The 18,947-nt window shown below is 60.2% G+C and carries 14 protein-coding genes; 13 read left to right on the top strand and 1 reads right to left on the bottom strand.

The annotated features are described in order from the left end of the window. Positions 1 to 2: 2 nt before the first annotated feature. The 6 genes from cobN (at position 3) to PseuLF5_RS04880 (ending at position 12,351) form a co-directional block, all read left to right on the top strand. A complete protein-coding gene (gene cobN, locus PseuLF5_RS04905) occupies positions 3 to 3,851 on the top strand; it encodes a cobaltochelatase subunit CobN (protein ID WP_340133059.1) in 3,849 nt (1,282 codons plus the stop codon). 212 nt (positions 3,852 to 4,063) lie between these two features. Further along, entirely contained in the window at positions 4,064 to 5,062 is a 999-nt protein-coding gene (locus PseuLF5_RS04900) for an ATP-binding protein (protein ID WP_186745798.1), read from the top strand. Further along, the gene (locus PseuLF5_RS04895) at positions 5,047 to 5,721 is read left to right on the top strand and encodes a vWA domain-containing protein (protein WP_445262413.1); all 675 of its coding nucleotides are present in this window, start codon (positions 5,047 to 5,049) and stop codon (positions 5,719 to 5,721) included. The genes PseuLF5_RS04900 and PseuLF5_RS04895 overlap by 16 nt, the downstream gene beginning before the upstream one ends. A 176-nt stretch (positions 5,722 to 5,897) precedes the next feature. Further along, positions 5,898 to 7,544 (top strand): phospholipase D-like domain-containing protein, encoded by a 1,647-nt coding sequence (locus PseuLF5_RS04890; RefSeq protein ID WP_340133058.1) that lies wholly within the window; start codon positions 5,898 to 5,900, stop codon positions 7,542 to 7,544. A gap of 72 nt (positions 7,545 to 7,616) precedes the next feature. After that, positions 7,617 to 10,145: a P-loop NTPase fold protein gene (locus tag PseuLF5_RS04885; RefSeq protein WP_267795091.1), complete on the top strand. Its 2,529-nt coding sequence runs from the start codon at positions 7,617 to 7,619 to the stop codon at positions 10,143 to 10,145. Positions 10,146 to 10,791: 646 nt separating this feature from the next. Further along, the gene (locus PseuLF5_RS04880; RefSeq protein WP_123468222.1) at positions 10,792 to 12,351 is read left to right on the top strand and encodes a TerC family protein; all 1,560 of its coding nucleotides are present in this window, start codon (positions 10,792 to 10,794) and stop codon (positions 12,349 to 12,351) included. A 195-nt stretch (positions 12,352 to 12,546) separates the two neighbouring features. On the opposite strand, the gene PseuLF5_RS04875 is transcribed toward PseuLF5_RS04880, so the two are convergent. Next, positions 12,547 to 12,978: a thioredoxin family protein gene (locus PseuLF5_RS04875; RefSeq protein ID WP_123468224.1), complete on the bottom strand. Its 432-nt coding sequence runs from the start codon at positions 12,976 to 12,978 to the stop codon at positions 12,547 to 12,549. Between the two features lie 336 nt (positions 12,979 to 13,314). Here PseuLF5_RS04875 and PseuLF5_RS04870 point away from each other — a divergent pair, with 336 nt between their 5' ends. The 7 genes from PseuLF5_RS04870 to PseuLF5_RS04840 all read left to right on the top strand — a co-directional run bounded on the left by PseuLF5_RS04870 (position 13,315) and on the right by PseuLF5_RS04840 (position 18,919). Beyond that, on the top strand, positions 13,315 to 14,163 hold the full coding sequence (locus PseuLF5_RS04870; RefSeq protein WP_123468226.1) for a transporter substrate-binding domain-containing protein: 849 nt from the start codon (positions 13,315 to 13,317) through the stop codon (positions 14,161 to 14,163). Between the two features lie 50 nt (positions 14,164 to 14,213). Then, positions 14,214 to 14,876: an amino acid ABC transporter permease gene (locus PseuLF5_RS04865; protein ID WP_003225455.1), complete on the top strand. Its 663-nt coding sequence runs from the start codon at positions 14,214 to 14,216 to the stop codon at positions 14,874 to 14,876. A 9-nt stretch (positions 14,877 to 14,885) separates the two neighbouring features. Continuing rightward, entirely contained in the window at positions 14,886 to 15,548 is a 663-nt protein-coding gene (locus PseuLF5_RS04860) for an amino acid ABC transporter permease (RefSeq protein ID WP_340133057.1), read from the top strand. After that, positions 15,545 to 16,336, top strand: coding sequence for an amino acid ABC transporter ATP-binding protein (locus tag PseuLF5_RS04855; RefSeq protein ID WP_123468231.1), 792 nt, complete (start codon positions 15,545 to 15,547; stop codon positions 16,334 to 16,336). Before PseuLF5_RS04860 ends, PseuLF5_RS04855 begins: the two co-directional genes overlap by 4 nt. Before the next feature lie 30 nt (positions 16,337 to 16,366). Beyond that, positions 16,367 to 16,756, top strand: a complete 390-nt coding sequence (locus PseuLF5_RS04850; protein WP_007912330.1) for a RidA family protein — start codon at positions 16,367 to 16,369, stop codon at positions 16,754 to 16,756. Between the two features lie 144 nt (positions 16,757 to 16,900). Then, a complete protein-coding gene (locus PseuLF5_RS04845) occupies positions 16,901 to 17,665 on the top strand; it encodes an IclR family transcriptional regulator (RefSeq protein WP_123468235.1) in 765 nt (254 codons plus the stop codon). Between the two features lie 39 nt (positions 17,666 to 17,704). Beyond that, positions 17,705 to 18,919: an amino acid deaminase gene (locus PseuLF5_RS04840; protein ID WP_340133056.1), complete on the top strand. Its 1,215-nt coding sequence runs from the start codon at positions 17,705 to 17,707 to the stop codon at positions 18,917 to 18,919. Positions 18,920 to 18,947: the final 28 nt, after the last annotated feature.

Here is an 18,947-nt window from a genome sequence, read left to right as displayed (position 1 = left end):
CCATGCACCTGCTCAGGACCCAGCCCGGCGGTTTCGTGTCGGATGACAACATCGCCGACCTTGGCCAAACCCCCGCCGAACTGGTGATCCTGTGCAGCGGCGATTCCAGCCTGGCGCTGCTCGCCGAAGCCGCGCAGCAGTTGCCCGAGGATTACCCGAGCCTGCGTCTGGCCAACCCGATGCAGGTGCAGAATCACGCGTCGGTCGATCTGTATGTCGACGAGGTGTTACGCCACGCCAAGGTGATTTTGATCTCGCTGCACGGGGGCATCGCTTATTGGCGCTACGGCGTCGAGCGGTTGGTCGAGCTGTCGGAGCGCGGCGTGCAGGTGATTCTGGTACCGGGCGATGATCGCCCCGACCCGGAGCTCAGTGACCTGAGCACCGTGCCCGCCGAAGATCGCGACCGCCTCTGGCAGTTCCTGCGTCAGGGTGGCCTGGGCAATGCGCTGGATTTCTTTCATTGCCTGGCCAACCGCTGGCTCGCCCGTGATTACCCGTGGGGCGAGCCGCAAGCCTTGCCGCGTACGGCGATTTATCACCCGGACAAAACCAGCGCCGCACTGGCTGACTGGCAAGCCGACTGGCAGGCGGAATGCCCGGTGGCGGCGGTGTTGTTTTATCGCTCGCATTTGCAGGCGGCCAACACCGCGTTCATCGACGTGTTCTGCCAGCGCTTGCAGGCGGCGGGGCTCAATCCGCTGCCGATCGCCGTCGCCAGTCTGAAAGAGCCGGGCTGCCTGAGCGTGGTCGAGGATTGGCTGGATGAAGTCGAGGCAGGGGTCATTCTCAATACCACCGGTTTCGCCCAGTCCAGCCCGGAAGCCCCGCACCTGCGGCCGTTTCGCCGCAACATTGCGGTGATTCAGGCCATCTGCGCCCAGGACAACGAGCCCGGCTGGCGCGACAGCGAGCAGGGGCTGGGCCCGCGCGATCTGGCGATGCACATTGCCTTGCCGGAACTCGACGGACGCATCATCAGTCGGCCGATCAGCTTCAAGGATCTGGCCTGGCGCAGCGAGCGCAGCCAGTCCGATGTGGTCTGTTACCGTGCGCAGCCCGAACGCATGGATTTCGTCGCTGAGCTGGCGCGGCGCTGGATCGACCTCGCGCGGGTGCCGAATGCCGGTAAGCGCATCGCACTGGTTCTCGCCAATTACCCGACCCGTGACGGCCGCATCGGCAACGGTGTCGGTCTCGACACGCCGGCGGCGGCGCTGAACATCCTGCGTGCGTTGCAGGCTGAGGGATATCCGGTCGCGGCAGAGCTGCCGGGCAGCGGCACCGAGTTGATTCAGCAATTGCTCGGTGGCGTCAGCAACGATCTCGAGACGATTGATCTGCGCCCGTGCCAGCAAAGTCTGGCGATGGATGATTACCTGGCCCAGTTCAACGCACTGCCCGAGGCCAATCGCACGGCCGTGGCCGAGCGCTGGGGCGCGCCGCAAAACGATCCGATGTGCCGCGACGCACGCATGATGATCGCCGGTCTGCGCTTCGGTCTGACTTTTGTCGGCATTCAACCGGCGCGCGGCTATCAGGTCGATCCGAGCGCGGTGTATCACGACCCGGATCTGGTGCCGCCCCACGGCTATCTGGCGTTCTATTTCTGGTTGCGCAAGACCTACGGCGCCCACGCGGTGATCCACGTCGGCAAGCACGGTAACCTCGAATGGCTACCGGGCAAGGGCGTCGGCCTCTCGGAAAACTGCTGGCCGGACGCACTGCTCGGGCCGCTGCCGAACATCTATCCGTTTATCGTCAACGATCCGGGCGAGGGCGCCCAGGCCAAACGGCGCACGCAAGCGGTGATCATCGACCACCTGATGCCGCCGCTGACCCGCGCCGAAACCTACGGCCCGCTGCGTAATCTGGAGCTGCTGGCCGATGAGTATTACGAAGCGCAACTGCTCGATCCGCGCCGCGCCCGGGAGCTACAGCGCGACATTCTGCAACTGGTGCGCGATACGCAGATCGACCGCGAACTGCAACTCGATGCCGCGCTGGACAGCGATGCCGACGCAGCGATCTGGTTGCCGCGCCTCGATACGTATCTGTGTGATCTGAAGGAGTCGCAGATCCGCGACGGTCTGCACATTTTTGGCGAGTCGCCGACCGGGCGTTTGCGCATTGATACGTTGCTCGCGCTGCTACGGATTCCACGAGGCGACGGCAAAGGCGCGCAATCAAGCCTGTTGCGAGCACTCGCCAAAGCGTTCGAACTCGGATTCGATCCACTCGATTGTGCGCTGGCCGATCCATGGACAGGCCCGCGTCCCGAGGCGCTGCAATCGCAAAGCGAAGAAGTCTGGCGCACTGCCGGCGACACCCGCGAACGCCTCGAACTGTTTGCTTCGGACCTGATCTCCCAAACACTACAAATCCCCTTTAGGAGTGAGCCTGCTCGCGATGGCGGTGTGTCAGCCAACATTGAGTCCACTGACACACTGCTATCGCAAGCAGGCTCACTCCTGCAAGGACCGCGTTGGGCGGAGGTCAGTGCAATCATCGACCATCTGCGCGAAGTCGTCGCCCCACGCCTCGATGCCTGCGGCCCCGCAGAAATGCGCGGCCTGCTCGACGCCCTCAGCGGTCGCTTCGTCCCCGCTGGCCCCAGCGGCGCGCCCAGCCGTGGCCGTCTCGACGTGTTGCCCACCGGACGCAACTTCTACTCGGTGGACGTGCGCAACCTGCCGACCACCACCGCGTGGCGCATCGGTTTCCAGTCGGCCACATTGATTCTCGAGCGGCACCTGCAGGATCACGGTGATCACCTGCGTCAGCTCGGCCTGTCGGTGTGGGGCACCGCGACCATGCGCACCGGCGGTGATGACATTGCTCAGGCCATGGCCCTGATGGGCGTGCGTCCGGTGTGGGCCACCGGCAGTCAACGGGTGGATGATTTCGAGATTCTGCCGCTGAGCCTGCTCGATCGTCCGCGAGTCGATGTGACGCTGCGGGTATCGGGTTTCTTCCGCGATGCCTTTGCCAACCTGATCCGCCTGTTCGACGCCGCCGTGCAAGCCGTGGCGGCGCTGGACGAACCGGACGATCTCAATCCGCTGGCTGCCAGGGTGCGTGCCGAACGCGAAGCCTTGCTGCAATCGGGCCTCGACGAAGACACGGCGCGGCGTCAGGCCGGCTGGCGGATTTTCGGCGCCAAACCCGGTGCCTACGGGGCCGGTGTGCAAGGCGCGATTGATGGCCGTCTGTGGCAAACCCGCGAGGATCTCGCCGAGGTCTACTTGAATTGGGGCGCCTACGCCTATGGCGGTGCCGACGAAGGCACCGCCGCCCGCGAGCAATTCGTCCAGCGCCTGAGTCAGGTGCAGGCGGTGTTGCAGAATCAAGACAATCGCGAGCACGACCTGCTCGATTCCAACGATTATTACCAGTTCCAGGGTGGCATGCTCGCGGCGGTGGAAACCTTGCGTGGCGAAGCGGCGGTCAGTTACCACGGTGATCACAGTCAGCCGGACTTGCCAAAGATTCGCACCCTGAAAGAAGAGCTGAACCGGGTGATCCGCTCGCGGGCGGCGAATCCGAAGTGGATCGACGGGGTCAAGCGCCACGGCTATAAAGGCGCGTTTGAACTGGCGGCGACGGTCGATAACCTGTTCGCGTTCGACGCCACCACGCAATTGATTGATGATCACCAGTACGCATTGCTGGCCGATGCCTACCTGCTGGACCCGGCCACCCGGGATTTTGTTCGCGAGCATAACCCGCATGCGTTGCGCGACATGACCGAACGGATGCTGGAAGCGCAGCAGCGCGGGATGTGGCAGGAGCCTGGGGCTTATAAGGAAGCGCTGGAGAGTCTGCTGCTGGATATTGAGGAAGATATGTAACCGGCCAAAAGCTACCCTCAGCCCAGTCCTCTCCCGGGGGGAGAGGGAGCCGATTTGCGTTGCTGTCGAAGTCTGAGTTCGGCCCAACGTATCAGGTCGACGGAATTCGAAAGAACACCTGGGTCAGTTCCCTCTCCCCCTGGGAGAGGGCTAGGGTGAGGGCCTCCCCACTGACACACCACAACACCAAAGACCACGACAGAGAAACCCAAATGACCGACACCCCGCATTTTCCGCTCTCCGCCGTGGTCGGCGCCGATGACCTGAAACTTGCCCTGTGCCTGACCGCCATCGACCCGAAAATTGGCGGGGTGCTGATCGAAGGCCCGCGCGGCATGGCCAAATCCACCTTGGCGCGCGGTCTGGCGGATCTGCTTGCCAGCGGCCAGTTTGTCACCTTGCCGCTGGGCGCTACCGAAGAACGTCTGGTCGGCACCCTCGACCTTGACGCGGCCCTGAGCGAGGGCCGGGCGCAGTTTTCGCCCGGTGTGCTGGCCAAGGCAGATGGCGGCGTGCTCTACGTCGATGAGGTCAACCTGCTGCCGGATCATCTGGTCGACCTGCTGCTCGACGTCGCGGCCAGCGGCACCAACCTGATCGAGCGCGATGGCATTTCCCATCGGCATTCGGCGAAATTCGTACTGATCGGCACCATGAACCCCGAAGAGGGCGAACTGCGTCCACAATTGCTTGACCGCTTTGGTTTGAACGTTGCCCTCAGCGGCCACACGGCACCGACCGAGCGCGGACAGATCATTCGTCGGCGTCTGGATTTCGACAGCGATCCCCACGGGTTCTGTGCGCAGTGGGAAGCCGAACAACAACACCTGCGTGAACGCTGCGAAAACGCTCGAAGCCGCTTGAGCGAGATTCCGCTGGACGACGCCGCGCTGGCGCACATCACCGAGCGCTGTTTCGCTGCCGGTGTCGACGGTCTGCGCGCCGATCTGGTCTGGCTGCGTGCGGCCCGCGCCCATGCGGCCTGGCGTGGCGCGACGGCAATCGCCGTGCAAGACATCGACGCCGTTGCTGAATTTGCCCTGCGCCATCGGCGTCGCGAGCCCTCATCGTCCAGCCCTCAACAACCCGCGCAACCGCCGGCGCATTCTGCCGCCGACCTCAGCGAAGGGCAGGGCCAGTGGGGTGACATGCCGGCTCCGGCACTGGCCACTGGCGCCCGCCGCGAAGTGCCGAGCTGGCCAAAAAAGTAACCGGCATTCGTCCCCGATCCGACGCGGGGGCGAATGCCAGACCCCGCGCCGGACAACTCGACCACGGACGCCAGGGCAAGCGCCACGTCGCACGCAGCGGCCTGGTGAACTGGCCGGGCACGCTGCTCAACGGCCGGCCGCAGACACGGGAAGATCTGCAGTTCCAGTTGCGCACTCGCTGCGCCCATGAACTGTGGCTGGTGATCGTCGATGCCTCGGCCTCGACGCGTCGGCATCAGGCCTTGAGCGATGCCAAGGGCTTGCTCGCGCAACTGTTCGATGATGCCTATCGACAGCGCGCGCGTCTGGCGTTGCTGACCGCCAGTGGCAGCGCGCCGACCTGGCAGGTGCAGGGCCTGAAGGCATCGAGTGGTCTGCGATCCTGGCTGGAGGCGCTGGGCGCGGGCGGCGGGACACCGTTGCTGGCCGCACTGATGCAGGCACAGCAGTGGCTGGTGCAGCGCAAAAAGCGTTTTGCTGCCGAGCAGCAGCGATTGCTGGTGGTAACGGACGGGCGCTTGAAAGCCTTGCCACCGATACCGTCGCTGGAGTGTCCGGGCTTGTTGATCGACATTGAACGTGGGCCGATTCGCTTGGGCCGGTCCAGGCAGTTGGCAGCGGCGCTGGAACTGGATTATCGGCATATCGACGATGTGTGATGCCTGGGTGGGGCTCTTCGCGAGCAAGCCCGCTCACACGGAATTTGTGTCGAACAGTGGGAAAGCTCTGGGAGCGGGCTTGCCCGCGAAGGCATCGCCTCGGTCTCAAATCTGCCTCACAAACCCCGCATCGCTGCTCTATGCTGCACCTCAGCCCCAATCACAAGGAGTGAATCATGCGGGTACTGGTCGCCAATCCTCAGGACGATTTTCGCGTCAAAGCCTACGCCGGCACCAACGGCGTCCTGCTCGCCATGGACCTGGCCGAGCCACGGCGCAAAGGCCTGCTCGGCTTCGCCATCGAAAAGCAGCAGGGCGACAAGCCCTGGCTATTCCTGTTCAACAGCCTGACGTTTCCCGGCAAGGCTCACACCTTCGCGCAATATCACGCCACGCCCAGCGATAAAGCGCCCCTGCAGAAATTCCGCTGGGCCGATTACGCGGTCAATCCGGGCACGACGATGCATTATCGGGTGCATCTGGCTTACGGTACGGCGGACGCGCCACAACTGGGCGAAGCGCTGGAGTTGAGCATCACCAGCGATGACGGCCACCCGGCCAGCCAGAGCGTGATCTTCAACCGCGCCGTGGCCGCCAGTCAGGCCTTTCAGCGCAAGTTTCCCGATCTGGATGCGCAGATCAGCGCCAATAGGAACCTGCCGATCGAAGCGTGGCCCGACGCGGCGCGTCTGTGGCTGGAGAACGGCCTGCTGGAGCGATTGCTCGGGTACATCGAGCGCGCAGTGGACGCCCGGTGGGCGCTGGATATCGCGATCTACGAGTATCAGTTGCAGGCGATAGTCGAAGCGGTGAATGCGGCGTTCGCCCGAGGCGTTCAAGTGCGCGTGCTGTATCACGCCCGCGCGGACGACCCCGATACGACCCTGAACGAAACCAGCCTCGCGCAGTTGCCGGCGTCGAGCAAGCGCGGCCGGGTCACTCACAATATCTTTCATGACAAGTTCATTGTCCTCAGTCGTGTCGATGATGCCGGGCAGCGTCAACCGCAAGCCGTGCTGTGTGGCAGCACCAACTTCACCGCCAATGGCGTGTATCGCCAGGCCAACGTGGTGCACACGCTTGACGACGTGACGATTGCCACGCGGTATCTGCAAACTTTCGAAGAGGTCTGGGCGAACCCCGCCAATGTCGGCGCAACACGCACCTGGATCACTGAACACAACCCGATGGACCCTGCGCAGCCGCTGTTCGCCGGGTTCTCGCCACGCAGCGGCGGTGCCGATCTGCGTGAGTTCGTCGAGATCATCGGGGCGGCCAAAAAGGATGTGCTGTTCGTTACGGCGTTTACCTTGCCGGAAGCGATTCTCAATGCACTGCTCGGCAAGCCCCATGACGACATCCTCCGTTACGGCTTGCAGAACACCGCCAGCAGCATCACCGGATTTCATGCCGACCGTACCGCCGAATTCGCCGCCACTGCCTTGCTCAACACTGGCCTGGAAGGCTGGCTGAAGGAAAACATGAAAGGCCAGAAAGGCAACCTGCTGGTGCACACCAAAGCGGTGGTCACCGATTTCACGACGGATGCACCGACCATCATCAGCGGTAGCCATAACTTCAGCGCTTCGGCGAGTAACGGCAACGACGAGAACTTTCTGATCATTCGCGGCGACACTGACCTGGCTGACCGCTACGGCCTGGAACTGCTGCGGTTCTACGAGCATTACCGGTTTCGTTATTTCGCGAAAAAACTGGAGCTGAAGCAGGTGAGTCCGTTGGCGGTGGATGACCGTTGGACCAACGATTATTACGTGGAGGGGGATTTGCGGCAGTTGTCGCGGTTGCGTTTTGCCGGGCGCTAGCGAAACAGAGCAGATCAATTAAATTCGAATAACCGAATTTTTCCCGGGTTGCTCATGCAATTGGAGTGCGTCATGAAAAACAAAGACGATGAATTGATAAGGCGTGGCGCTGATGGGGGCGCATCGGATAGCTCGACGGATCCCCGACCGATTCCATTTACGACCTCATCGTTGTCGTATTCTGATCTTATGGAAGAACAGAAAAGAAGAATAAATTCCGACGAAAAAAACACATTGCGGCAGCGCTCCAAGCAAGCCAAGACGATCCCGCAAGGTCCGCCATTTCCATTGCCTGATGCGGCAGCAGTGTTCGAGGATTTTGAGAAGAACCCGAGAAAGCCAATCATCACTCCCATAGCAATAACTCAAAACGATGACCCTTGGGCAAATGATTTGGACGATCGCCTAGGTGCCAACGATGAAGCTAAAGCTTTTGCACGCCTTGCCGTCGCCAAGGATTTCACTCCTCCACTAGCCATTGGATTGTTTGGCAACTGGGGTAGCGGAAAGTCATTTTTCATGCGGCTGATCTATCAGCACATCGAGCGTTTGATTCAGGGAGAGCCGAGCGCCCAAGCGCCCGAAGCGGGTTCTAAGGCGTTCCATACGGATGTCGTACAGATTCGATTCAATGCGTGGCACTACGCAGAGACCAATCTATGGGCGAGTCTGGTCAGCCATTTATTCATTGAACTCGATCGCTGGTACACGAAACACAATCCGGGAGCGCGAGACCCTTTGCTTGAGCATTTATCAACTTCTCGAATGTTGACGCTGGATGCTGCCAAGGAGCTGGTTCGGCGCCGCCGCGACCAGCGCGCTGCAGCCGAACAACTGCTCAAGGCTCGTAAAGAGTTGGAAGATGCTCACGCAAAAGCTGTTTCTTCGCCCTCGACCTATCTTAAAACTCTGAACCAAATATTTGCCGCCGAGAATCAAGACAAGGAGGTTCAAACTGCAAAAGAGGATATGACGAACGCCGTCAAGTCGCTTGGAATCGACACATTGGCCGTGAACGTCAAAGACTTTCAGGAGGTATCCAATGCCCTGCGAAGCGAGATCGGAAAGGCGAAGTTACTTGCCAGCGGTTACAAGTCGCAACTGCTGAATTGGTGGAGCGTGGGCGCTTTCATTGGGCTCATGCTGGCATTGCCATGGATCGCGACAGGACTGACTGTGCTAAAAAACCAGCTTCCTTCGCTGGGCGGTCTGCATGAAGATCTGATCCTTTTGAGTGTTGTAGTGACAGCGGTCACTGCGCGCCTGCGTTGCGTCTGGGGCAAGGTTCGCGGCGCACTGGAAAAATTGGAGTCCGGCAAGAAAGTACTGGATGACGTCATCAACAGTCAGCTTGCCAAGGAGCAAGGTACATTTGAGGTGGCAAGCCAAGAACTCGCAAGGATGAATGCATCCGTCGATGAGGCCAAGGCTTTGGTTCAAGTCACCAGCGAACAATTGGCTCACGCAACACACGATTTTTCTCAGGGAACCGGTGCTGGGCGTTTGAAGAAGTTCGTTCGCGCTCGTGCGACTGATGGTGAGTATGCGCAACACCTTGGGTTGATTGCCACTGTACGCAAGGACTTCGAAGAGCTGGCGTTCAATGTGGCCGAAACGGGCAGTCTTCGCGAGTCAGTCGAGGCAGAGCGAGAGGCATTCGTGGCGAAGATGGAGAAATTTCTGGAAGCCAATAGCGAACTTCTGGATGAGGGTGACATAGCGAAGTTGCGCGCCGCTGCAACACAGCCACCCACTGAGGTTCGATCATTCAAGCGTATTGCACTGTACATCGACGATCTGGATCGTTGCCCACCTGATAAGGTCGTCGAAGTCTTGCAGGCCGTGCATTTGCTGCTTACGTTTCCGTTATTTGTAGTGATGGTTGCTGTGGATGTGCGTTGGGTACGTCAGGCTTTGCTCGAACATTACCCGAACCTGATGGCTGCAAATGAAGAGCAGCCTCAGACCGCCTCGGTGTCAGATTACTTGGAGAAAATCTTCCAAATACCCTATTGGATGCGGCCAATGGACAGTGCATCGAGTGAGCAGTTTTTGCAGAGTCAGCTGGAAAGAATCAAGAGTGCTGGCTCGGTGGAGGGCGTTGTTCCGGTTCTTGATGAGCATTCTGCGGTTGAGGTCGTCAATGTCGAAGGTACCACGCCAGAACCGATGCGCCTCACCGAAGGCGAGACGCAAGCGATGCAAAAACTGGCGCGTTTCATGGGCGCATCGCCTCGACGTGCTCTGCGATTCCTGAATGTCTATCGCTTGATCAAAGTCAGCCTCAAGCCCGACGATTTAAAGGTTTTGGAGGACGGAGAGTACAAGGCACTGCTCACACTTTTGGCGATTGCAATGGCGACCCCGCGGTGTTTTTCGAACTTGCTTCATTCCGTTAATGAGAGGTCAGATAGTTTTGAGATGAAAGCGATCAAAACACTTATCACGGCCAAGCAATATGAAGATAGTTTGGCTGAATACAAACGGCTTGAAGAAATATTGAAGATATATGACGACTTGGTCTTGAAGCAGCGGGTTGGAGCGAGCCATAGGGTGAAAAATTACACTGCAATTATCCAGCGCTACTCGTTTGATGGCTAAGACAATCAGGTAATGCTGGCGGTACTGACTTGCAGCGTGAGTGAGGTACAACTGGTCGCGGATCCATCAGGAGTGCTGACGCCTCGGGATGAGCTGCGCGACCCGCTGCGCCCAGCAGGCTGTCGTCTCTCTTGAAGAACTCAAAACGGTGCTGTCGGACGCCGCTCCTGGCGAATTCAGTGAGGAGGAACTGTTAGCGGGGCTATTGCGCAAGGTTGAGCAGATTAAGCCACGCAGAAGCACTTGGCGCAGATCAAAACACATTTGCTGGAGGTGATTGACGGTATTCACTCGCGGCCAGAAGGCATAAGTTGCTTGACGAATACCAAGCGTGTGCTGTCGTCGCTTAACTCGCAAGGATGAAACAAAGCCAATGGTGTACAGATTTTGAAATGATTTTGCGCTGTAGGAATTGTCGCCAGAGCCTGTACGCTCCAAGGCCATTTTTCATTCAGGATTTGCATGAACACCCTCTCGGAGCCTCCCAGTCGTAGCTTCTCCTCGCGCCGTGGCGCGGTCTTGACGCACTCGCAGCATCCGGTTTTCCGACTCCCGACTATTGTTGACAACGCGGCTGCAGAGCCTTCGCGTTGCGCTTTGTCGTGTCCGGCAGCCTGAATTCACTGAAGAGAGATCGAGACATTTTATGGAATGGTTAGCGGATCCCACGGCCTGGTTAGGCTTGTTGACTCTGATCGTGCTGGAACTGGTACTGGGTATCGACAACCTGGTGTTCATCGCAATTCTTGCGGACAAGTTGCCGCCGCATCAGCGTGACCGCGCGCGGATCATCGGTTTGTCCCTGGCGCTGATCATGCGTCTGGGCCTGCTGGCGAGTATTTCCTGGTTGGTGACCCTGACGCAGCCTTTATTCGAAGTGTTCGGCAAGAGCTTCTCCGGCCGTGACCTGATCATGTTGTTCGGCGGCGTGTTCCTGTTGTTCAAGGCGACGATGGAGCTGCATGAACGGCTGGAAGGCCATGTCGGCGAGCGCTCGACCAACACGGCGTATGCGTTGTTCTGGCCCATCGTCGCGCAGATCGTGGTGCTGGATGCGGTGTTCTCGCTGGATGCGGTGATTACCGCCGTGGGCATGGTCGATGAACTGGCCGTGATGATGATTGCGGTGATCATTTCGATCGGCCTGATGATCGTCGCGAGCAAGCCGCTGACACGCTTCGTCAACGCCCACCCGACGGTGATCATGCTGTGTCTGGGCTTCCTGATGATGATCGGCTTCGCCCTGACCGCTGAGGGTCTGGGTTTCCACATCCCGAAAGGTTACTTGTACGCCGCTATTGGTTTCTCGATCTTGATCGAGGTGTTCAACCAGGTTGCCCGCGCCCGGCGCAAGCGTTCGATGCAGGGCCTGCGCCCCATGCGTGAGCGCACTGCACACGCGGTGATGCGCTTGCTCGGCGGGCGCAAGCTGGCGGTCGAGGAGGTCGGCGAAGAGATTTCCGACCTGCTGGATAACGGTGATGTGCCAAGCGCGGAGCTGTTCGACCGTCGCGAACGGGTGATGATCAGCGGCGTCCTGCAACTGGCCGAGCGGCCGATCCGTGGCTTGATGACCGTGCGTGCCGACGTCGACACCATCGACCTTGCCGATGACGCTGAGGCGATTCGTACAAAGTTGATGCATTCGTCCTATTCGCGCCTGCCGTTGATTCGCAACGGTGCGGTGGATGAACCGCTGGGGTTCGTGCACAAGAAGGAACTGCTCAAGGAGTACCTGGCCGGCAACGAGCCGAACCTGGAACATCTGGTGCGCAAGTCCATCAACCTGCTCGACAGCTATTCGATCCTCAATGCGCTGGAACAAATGCGTGCGGCTTCGACCCACATCGCCTTTGTGGTCAACGAGTTCGGCGACTTTGTCGGTGTGTTGACCATGACCGACATCCTTGAGTCGATTGCCGGCGAGTTGCCTGATGCCAGCGAAGTCGAGGGACCGGACGTGATCGAAGAGCGGGGCGGGTTTGTGGTCAGCGGTGCGTTGAATCTGGCGCGCGTGCGCCAGCTCACTGGTTTCTGCGCTGCGCCTACCGAGGATTACCAGACACTGGCGGGGTTGGTGATGAGCCTGCTGGATCGGTTGCCGATCATTGGTGATCGACTGGAATACGACGCCTGGCAAATGACCGTGGAAGCGGTTGAAGAGCGGCGGGTGACGCGGGTGTTGCTGACGCGTCACCCGATCTGAACCATCGTTGTAAGTGCAGGAGCTGCCGCAGCCCGTGGCAGCTCCTGCACCGATGACGGTGTGAGTGAAATCCGCTGCATCACACCGCCCCTGTGGGAGCGGGCTCGCCCGCGAAAGCGATTCGTCCGACGCAACAACGCTGCGGGAAAAATACCCAGCGATCCAGCCTTCCATCGTTAACGCTTCACGGCACCTTCAGGAAAAGTTCCACCGTGGTGCACGCGTGATCGTGCGCAGTGTGCGCAGCGTCTGGCGCAACCAGGCCAGGTCATGCGGGCGTTTGCGCGCAGGGGCAGGAGCCTTGATCTTGCCGATGTGCTGGGCGAAGTCCTGTGCCAGCGTTTCTTCGGTGCCGATGCCTTTGAGCCGCTTCAGCAGTTTGCCGTCCTTGTAGAACAGCACCGTAGGCGTGCCGGTAACCAGTGGATGGCGCGGCGATTGACTGGTGTTGAGCATGTAAATGTTTGCCCGGAGCCGATACGGTTCGGCTACCTCACGAAACACCGGCCCGGCCCACTCGCAGGCGGGGCAGTGTTCATTGGCGAAATACAGAATCACCGGGCGCCAGGTTTTCAGGGCTTTGCGGTAAGTGGGCGGTAGTTCGGCGAAAGGGATGTTCACACTCATGACGGTCTCCTTGTCGGGTGCTGCGTTGTCTGTCGACCGTAAGCCAGACTGACCCTTCCGGCTACTGTCAGAGCTGACAGGTGCACATTGTGTTTTTTTGTGCAGGCCGCCCCGAAATGTGGCCCGAATACCCTCTATGTGTGGCCAACGGTAGCGTGTCCTCATGGCCCCGCGCGTAACACTGCACCGAGCCTTATCTGCATCCCTTTGATTTTGCAGATCTTTCAAACCATTACAGATTCCCCACCGATCCTGTGGCACACTTTCTGCTGTCTATTCCGTAGTAACAAACCGAGTTCCGGTATAGCGGAATAAACAACCTCTGGAGTGCTTGCCATGCATCGCCGACCTTCCTTGTTCAAAGCGTGTGTTTTTGTTCTCGCGGCTTCGTCCGCTGTCATGGGTATGGCCCAGGCAGCCGACAGCAAGCTCGACAGTGTGCTGGCCCGTGGAAAACTGATTGTCGGTACTGGCAGCACGAATGCGCCGTGGCACTTTCAAGGTGCAGACGGCAAGTTGCAGGGCTTTGATATCGACATCGCCCGGATTGTGGCCAAGGGGCTGTTCAATGATCCGGGCAAGGTCGAATTCGTGGTGCAATCGTCGGATGCGCGGATTCCCAATCTGCTGACCGACAAGGTCGACATGAGCTGCCAGTTCATCACCGTGACCGCCAGCCGCGCTCAACAGGTGGCGTTCACCCTGCCGTACTACCGCGAGGGTGTCGGCCTGCTGTTGCCGGCCAACAGCAAGTACAAGGAAATCGAAGACCTGCAGGCCGCCGGCGACAGCGTCACCGTGGCCGTGTTGCAAAACGTCTATGCCGAAGAACTGGTGCATCAGGCGCTGCCCAAAGCCAAGGTCGATCAGTACGACAGCGTTGACCTGATGTATCAGGCGGTGAACTCCGGTCGCGCCGACGCGGCCGCCACCGACCAGTCTTCGGTCAAATACCTGATGGTGCAGAACCCGGGTCGCTACCGCAGCCCGACCTACGCTTGGAGCCCGCAGACTTACGCATGCGCAGTGAAGCGCGGCGATCAGGACTGGCTGAACTTCGTCAACACGGCGTTGCATGAAGCCATGACCGGTGTCGAATTCCCGACTTACGCGGCGTCGTTCAAACAATGGTTCGGTGTCGATCTACCGTCGCCGGCCATCGGTTTCCCCGTCGAATTCAAATGATCCCGTGAGAGCGGGGCGCCTGCATCGCCCCGCTCAAGGTACTGCTGACCATGAACTATCAGTTGAACTTTGCCGCCGTGTGGCGCGATTTCGACACCTTGCTGGCGGGGCTCGGTCTGGGCCTTGAACTGGCGCTGGTGTCGATCGCCATCGGCTGCGTGATCGGCCTGCTGATGGCGTTTGCCTTGCTGTCGAAGCATCGCGCCTTGCGGGTACTGGCCTCGGTGTACGTCACGGTGGTGCGTAACACGCCGATTCTGGTGTTGATTCTGTTGATCTACTTTGCACTGCCGAGCCTGGGCATCCGTCTGGACAAGATCCCGTCGTTCATCATCACCCTGTCGCTGTATGCCGGGGCGTACCTGACCGAAGTGTTCCGTGGCGGTTTGCTGAGCATTCCCAAAGGGCAGCGCGAAGCGGGGCTGGCCATCGGTCTCGGTGAATGGCAGGTCAAGGCTTACGTGACGGTGCCGGTGATGCTGCGCAACGTCTTGCCGGCGCTGTCGAACAACTTCATCTCGCTGTTCAAGGACACCTCGCTGGCCGCTGCGATTGCAGTGCCGGAGCTGACCTATTACGCGCGCAAGATCAATGTCGAAAGCTACCGGGTGATCGAAACCTGGCTGGTGACCACGGCGTTGTATGTCGCGGCCTGTTACCTCATTGCCATGCTGCTGCGTTACCTGGAGCAGCGTCTGGCGATTCGCCGATAGGAGGCCGCGATGTACGAATCCCCGAGTTGGTTGCATGAGTTGTGGGTGGCGCGCGAGCCGTTGTGGCAAGGCTTCTTGACCAGTGTGCAGGTGTCGGCACTGGCGATTCTGCTCGGCACGATGGTCGGTGTGGTCGCGGGTCTGGTGCTGACCTACGGCAAATTCTGGATGCGCGCGCCGTTTCGTTTTTACGTCGACCTGATTCGCGGCACGCCGGTGTTTGTGCTGGTGCTGGCGTGCTTCTACATGGCGCCTGCACTGGGCTGGCAGATCAGCGCGTTTCAGGCCGGCGCCCTGGGCCTGACGCTGTTCTGCGGCTCGCACGTGGCCGAGATCGTTCGTGGCGCGTTACAAGCGTTGCCCCGTGGGCAGATGGAAGCGAGCAAGGCGATCGGCCTGACGTTCTACCAATCCCTCGGCTACGTGCTGTTGCCTCAGGCGCTGCGGCAGATCCTGCCGACCTGGGTCAACTCGTCCACCGAAATCGTCAAGGCCTCGACCTTGCTCTCGGTGATCGGCGTGGCCGAATTGTTGCTCAGTACTCAACAGATCATCGCCCGGAACTTCATGACCCTGGAGTTCTACCTGTTCGCCGGTTTTCTGTTCTTCGTCATCAACTACGGCATCGAATTACTCGGCCGGTACATTGAAAAGCGGGTGGTCCTGCCATGACTCAAGCTCAAGTTTCCTCACAGAATCAGGCGTTGCTGGACATTCGCGGCCTGCACAAACAATACGGTGCGGTGGAAGTGCTCAAAGGTGTCGATCTGAGCATGCAGCGCGGCAACGTCGTGACGTTGATCGGTTCCAGCGGGTCGGGCAAGACCACACTGTTGCGTTGCGTGAACATGCTCGAAGAGTTCCAGGGCGGGCAGATCCTGCTTGACGGCGAATCCATCGGCTACGACGAGGTCAACGGCAAACGCGTGCGGCATGCCGAGAAAGTCATCGCCCGCCATCGCGCAATGACTGGCATGGCGTTCCAGCAATTCAACCTGTTCCCGCATTTGACGGCGTTGCAGAACGTCACCCTGGGTCTGCTCAAGGTGAAGAAAATGCACAAGGACGAAGCCGTGGTGCTCGCCGAAAAATGGCTGGAACGCGTCGGCCTGCTGGAGCGGCGCAATCACTTTCCCGGGCAGTTGTCCGGCGGTCAGCAACAGCGCGTGGCGATTGCCCGGGCGATCGCGATGAACCCGAGCCTGATGCTGTTCGACGAAGTCACCTCGGCGCTGGACCCGGAGTTGGTCGGCGAAGTGCTGAACGTGATCAAGGGCCTGGCCGAAGACGGCATGACCATGTTGCTTGTGACCCACGAAATGCGTTTCGCCTTCGAGGTCTCGGACAAGATCGTGTTCATGAATCAGGGGCGGATCGAAGAGCAGGGGCCTCCCAAGGAACTGTTCGAACGCCCGCAATCGCCGCGTCTGGCGGAGTTTCTCAAAAGCACGCGGTTTTAATCTGTTGTTTTGTAATCAGGAGAAATACCCATGAGCATTACGCGTTACGGCACCGGCAGCACCGCCGCCGGCGGTCAGCCACGTCCCTTCGCTCGCGCTGTTGAGGCGGATGGCTGGCTGCATGTGTCCGGCCAGGTGCCGGCGGTGGATGGCGAGATCATCGTTGGTGGCATCGTCGAGCAGACCCACCAGACCATGAAGAACCTGATCGCGATTCTCGAAGAGGCCGGTTATGGCCTCGAAGACGTGGTGCGTGCCGGCGTGTGGCTGGACGATCCACGGGATTTCAGCAGTTTCAACAAGGTCTTCGGCGAGTACTTCAAACCTGAGCACGCCCCGGCGCGAGCCTGTGTGCAGGCGAGCATGATGGTCGATTGCAAGGTCGAGATCGACTGTATCGCTTACAAGAAGAAGGCCTGAACCGAGGTGACCCTATCGCGAGCAGGCTCACTCCTACCGTTGGAATACGTTGTCGTGTAGGAGCGAGCCTGCTCGCGAAAGCGATCTAACCGTCGACAGCGCACTCTCGGTAAACTCCCGGCACTTTCATTGGGAATTGAAGACATGACCGAAGACACCATCAAACGCCGGGCCCGTGGTCTGGACCGGGCGTTCGATATCCTCGATTTCCTCAAGGAAATCGGCCAGCCGCTGCGTCCGAACGACATCGCCAACGGCATCGGCAGCCCGAAATCCACGGTCTACGAACTGGTGGCGTCACTGCTGGAGCGACGGATTCTGGAGCCGGTGGGCAAGGACGGTCACGTTTATCTCGGCCGGCAGTTGTATTTTCTCGGGCAGGCGCATCTGCGTCATTTCGACCTCAGCCGCGAGGCCGATCACGCCTTGCAGGAGATCGTCAGCCAGACCCGGGAAACCGCGCAGATGTGCTTGCTTAACGGGCGCAAATACACGGTGGCGCTGATGAAGGAGGGCGAGCGGCATTTCCGCATTTCTTCCGATATCGGTGAAAACGCGCCGATCCCGTGGACCGCGTCCGGGCGCCTGCTGCTCGCCCATTTGAGCGACCAACAGATCATCGACCTGATCGACGAAGACGATTTCATCCTGCCCGACGGCGAGCGTCTGCCGCTGGAACGTTTTCTGGCGGAAATCCGTCAGGCCGGCCTCGATGGCTTCTTCTCGTTCGACAGCGTCGCCGACACCTTTACCCATTGCTTCGCCGCCCCGGTCAAAGACGCCAACGGCGTGGCCATTTGCACCCTGTGCATCGTCGCCCCTCGGGCCGATGCGAAGAACAATTACAACGACTATCGCCGGGTTTTGATCGAGAGCGCCAACAGCCTCGCCCGACGAATCAACGAATAAGCGCGGCTGCCTGCGGCCGCGACAGTGAGGAGTTCGACCATGACGACTGCCATCAATTCTGCTGTGGAAAAGGGCGATGCCGCGATCGGCGCGCATCTGGTGCGTGACGTCAGCCTGCCGGCCCTGGTGCTGCATCGCGGGGCGCTGGAGCACAACATTCGCTGGATGCAGACATTCGTCAGCGACAGCGGGGCGCAGCTGGCGCCCCACGGCAAGACCAGCATGACTCCAGCGCTGTTCAAGCGTCAGCTTGACGCGGGTGCCTGGGGCATCACCCTGGCCAGTGCGACCCAGACCCGCGCGGCTTATGCCCACGGCGTACGTCGGGTGTTGATGGCCAACCAGTTGGTCGGTACGCCGAACATGGCGCTGATCGCCGATCTGCTGGCTGATCCGACGTTCGATTTCTACTGCATGGTCGATCACCCGGACAACGTCGCCGATCTCGGCGCCTACTTCGCCTCGCGCGGGGTGAAGCTGAACGTGATGATCGAGTACGGCGTGGTCGGCGGTCGTTGCGGTTGCCGCAGTGAGGCGCAAGTTATCGCGCTGGCCAAGGCGATTAACGCCCAACCGGCGCTGGCCCTGACCGGCATCGAAGGTTACGAAGGTGTGATTCACGGCGACCACGCGGTCAGCGGCATTCGCCGATTCGCCGCGTCGCTGGTGCGCCTGGCGGTGCAACTGCAGGACAGCGGCGCATTCGCCATTCCCAAGCCGGTCATCACCGCATCGGGTTCGGCCTGGTACGACCTGATCGCCGAATCGTTCGAAGCGCAGAACGCAAGCGGACGCTTTCTCAGCGTGCTGCGTCCGGGCAGTTACGTGGCCCATGACCACGGCATCTACAAAGAGGCGCAGTGCTGCGTGCTCGACCGTCGCAGTGACTTGCACGAGGGTTTGCGTCCGGCGCTGGAGGTCTGGGCGCATGTGCAGTCGTTGCCGGAGCCGGGGTTCGCGGTGATTGCCCTGGGCAAGCGCGACGTGGCGTTCGATGCCGGTTTGCCGGTGCCGTTGCGGCGTTACAAGGCCGGCATTGTGCCGGCGGTGGGCGATGACGTGGGCGCGTGCAAGGTCACGGCGGTGATGGACCAACACGCGTTCATGAGTGTGGCGCCGGGGGTTGAGCTGCGGGTGGGGGACATTATTTCCTTTGGTACCTCGCACCCGTGCCTGACGTTCGACAAGTGGCGTGTGGGGTTGCTGGTGGATGAGCAGTTGGCGGTGGTTGAGAGCATGGAGACTTGCTTCTAGGGCTTGAGACCGAGTTGCGGCCAATCGC

It is taken from the genome of Pseudomonas sp. LF-5 (genome assembly GCF_037626295.1).
Lineage (GTDB): Bacteria > Pseudomonadota > Gammaproteobacteria > Pseudomonadales > Pseudomonadaceae > Aquipseudomonas > Aquipseudomonas monsensis.
Note: the sequence above shows the minus strand (reverse complement) of the source record. Positions and strands in the feature narration are given on the sequence as shown.

Excerpts from the sequence above, each read along its gene's own strand:
- PseuLF5_RS04885 (WP_267795091.1), top strand. The coding sequence starts at position 7,617 with ATGAAAAACAAAGACGATGAATTGATAAGGCGTGGCGCTGATGGGGGC.
- PseuLF5_RS04875 (WP_123468224.1), bottom strand. The coding sequence starts at position 12,978 with ATGAGTGTGAACATCCCTTTCGCCGAACTACCGCCCACTTACCGCAAA.
- PseuLF5_RS04865 (WP_003225455.1), top strand. The coding sequence starts at position 14,214 with ATGAACTATCAGTTGAACTTTGCCGCCGTGTGGCGCGATTTCGACACC.
- PseuLF5_RS04870 (WP_123468226.1), top strand. The coding sequence starts at position 13,315 with ATGCATCGCCGACCTTCCTTGTTCAAAGCGTGTGTTTTTGTTCTCGCG.
- PseuLF5_RS04850 (WP_007912330.1), top strand. The coding sequence starts at position 16,367 with ATGAGCATTACGCGTTACGGCACCGGCAGCACCGCCGCCGGCGGTCAG.
- PseuLF5_RS04890 (WP_340133058.1), top strand. The coding sequence starts at position 5,898 with ATGCGGGTACTGGTCGCCAATCCTCAGGACGATTTTCGCGTCAAAGCC.
- PseuLF5_RS04855 (WP_123468231.1), top strand. The coding sequence starts at position 15,545 with ATGACTCAAGCTCAAGTTTCCTCACAGAATCAGGCGTTGCTGGACATT.
- PseuLF5_RS04860 (WP_340133057.1), top strand. The coding sequence starts at position 14,886 with ATGTACGAATCCCCGAGTTGGTTGCATGAGTTGTGGGTGGCGCGCGAG.
- cobN (WP_340133059.1), top strand. The coding sequence starts at position 3 with ATGCACCTGCTCAGGACCCAGCCCGGCGGTTTCGTGTCGGATGACAAC.
- PseuLF5_RS04840 (WP_340133056.1), top strand. The coding sequence starts at position 17,705 with ATGACGACTGCCATCAATTCTGCTGTGGAAAAGGGCGATGCCGCGATC.
- PseuLF5_RS04880 (WP_123468222.1), top strand. The coding sequence starts at position 10,792 with ATGGAATGGTTAGCGGATCCCACGGCCTGGTTAGGCTTGTTGACTCTG.
- PseuLF5_RS04900 (WP_186745798.1), top strand. The coding sequence starts at position 4,064 with ATGACCGACACCCCGCATTTTCCGCTCTCCGCCGTGGTCGGCGCCGAT.
- PseuLF5_RS04845 (WP_123468235.1), top strand. The coding sequence starts at position 16,901 with ATGACCGAAGACACCATCAAACGCCGGGCCCGTGGTCTGGACCGGGCG.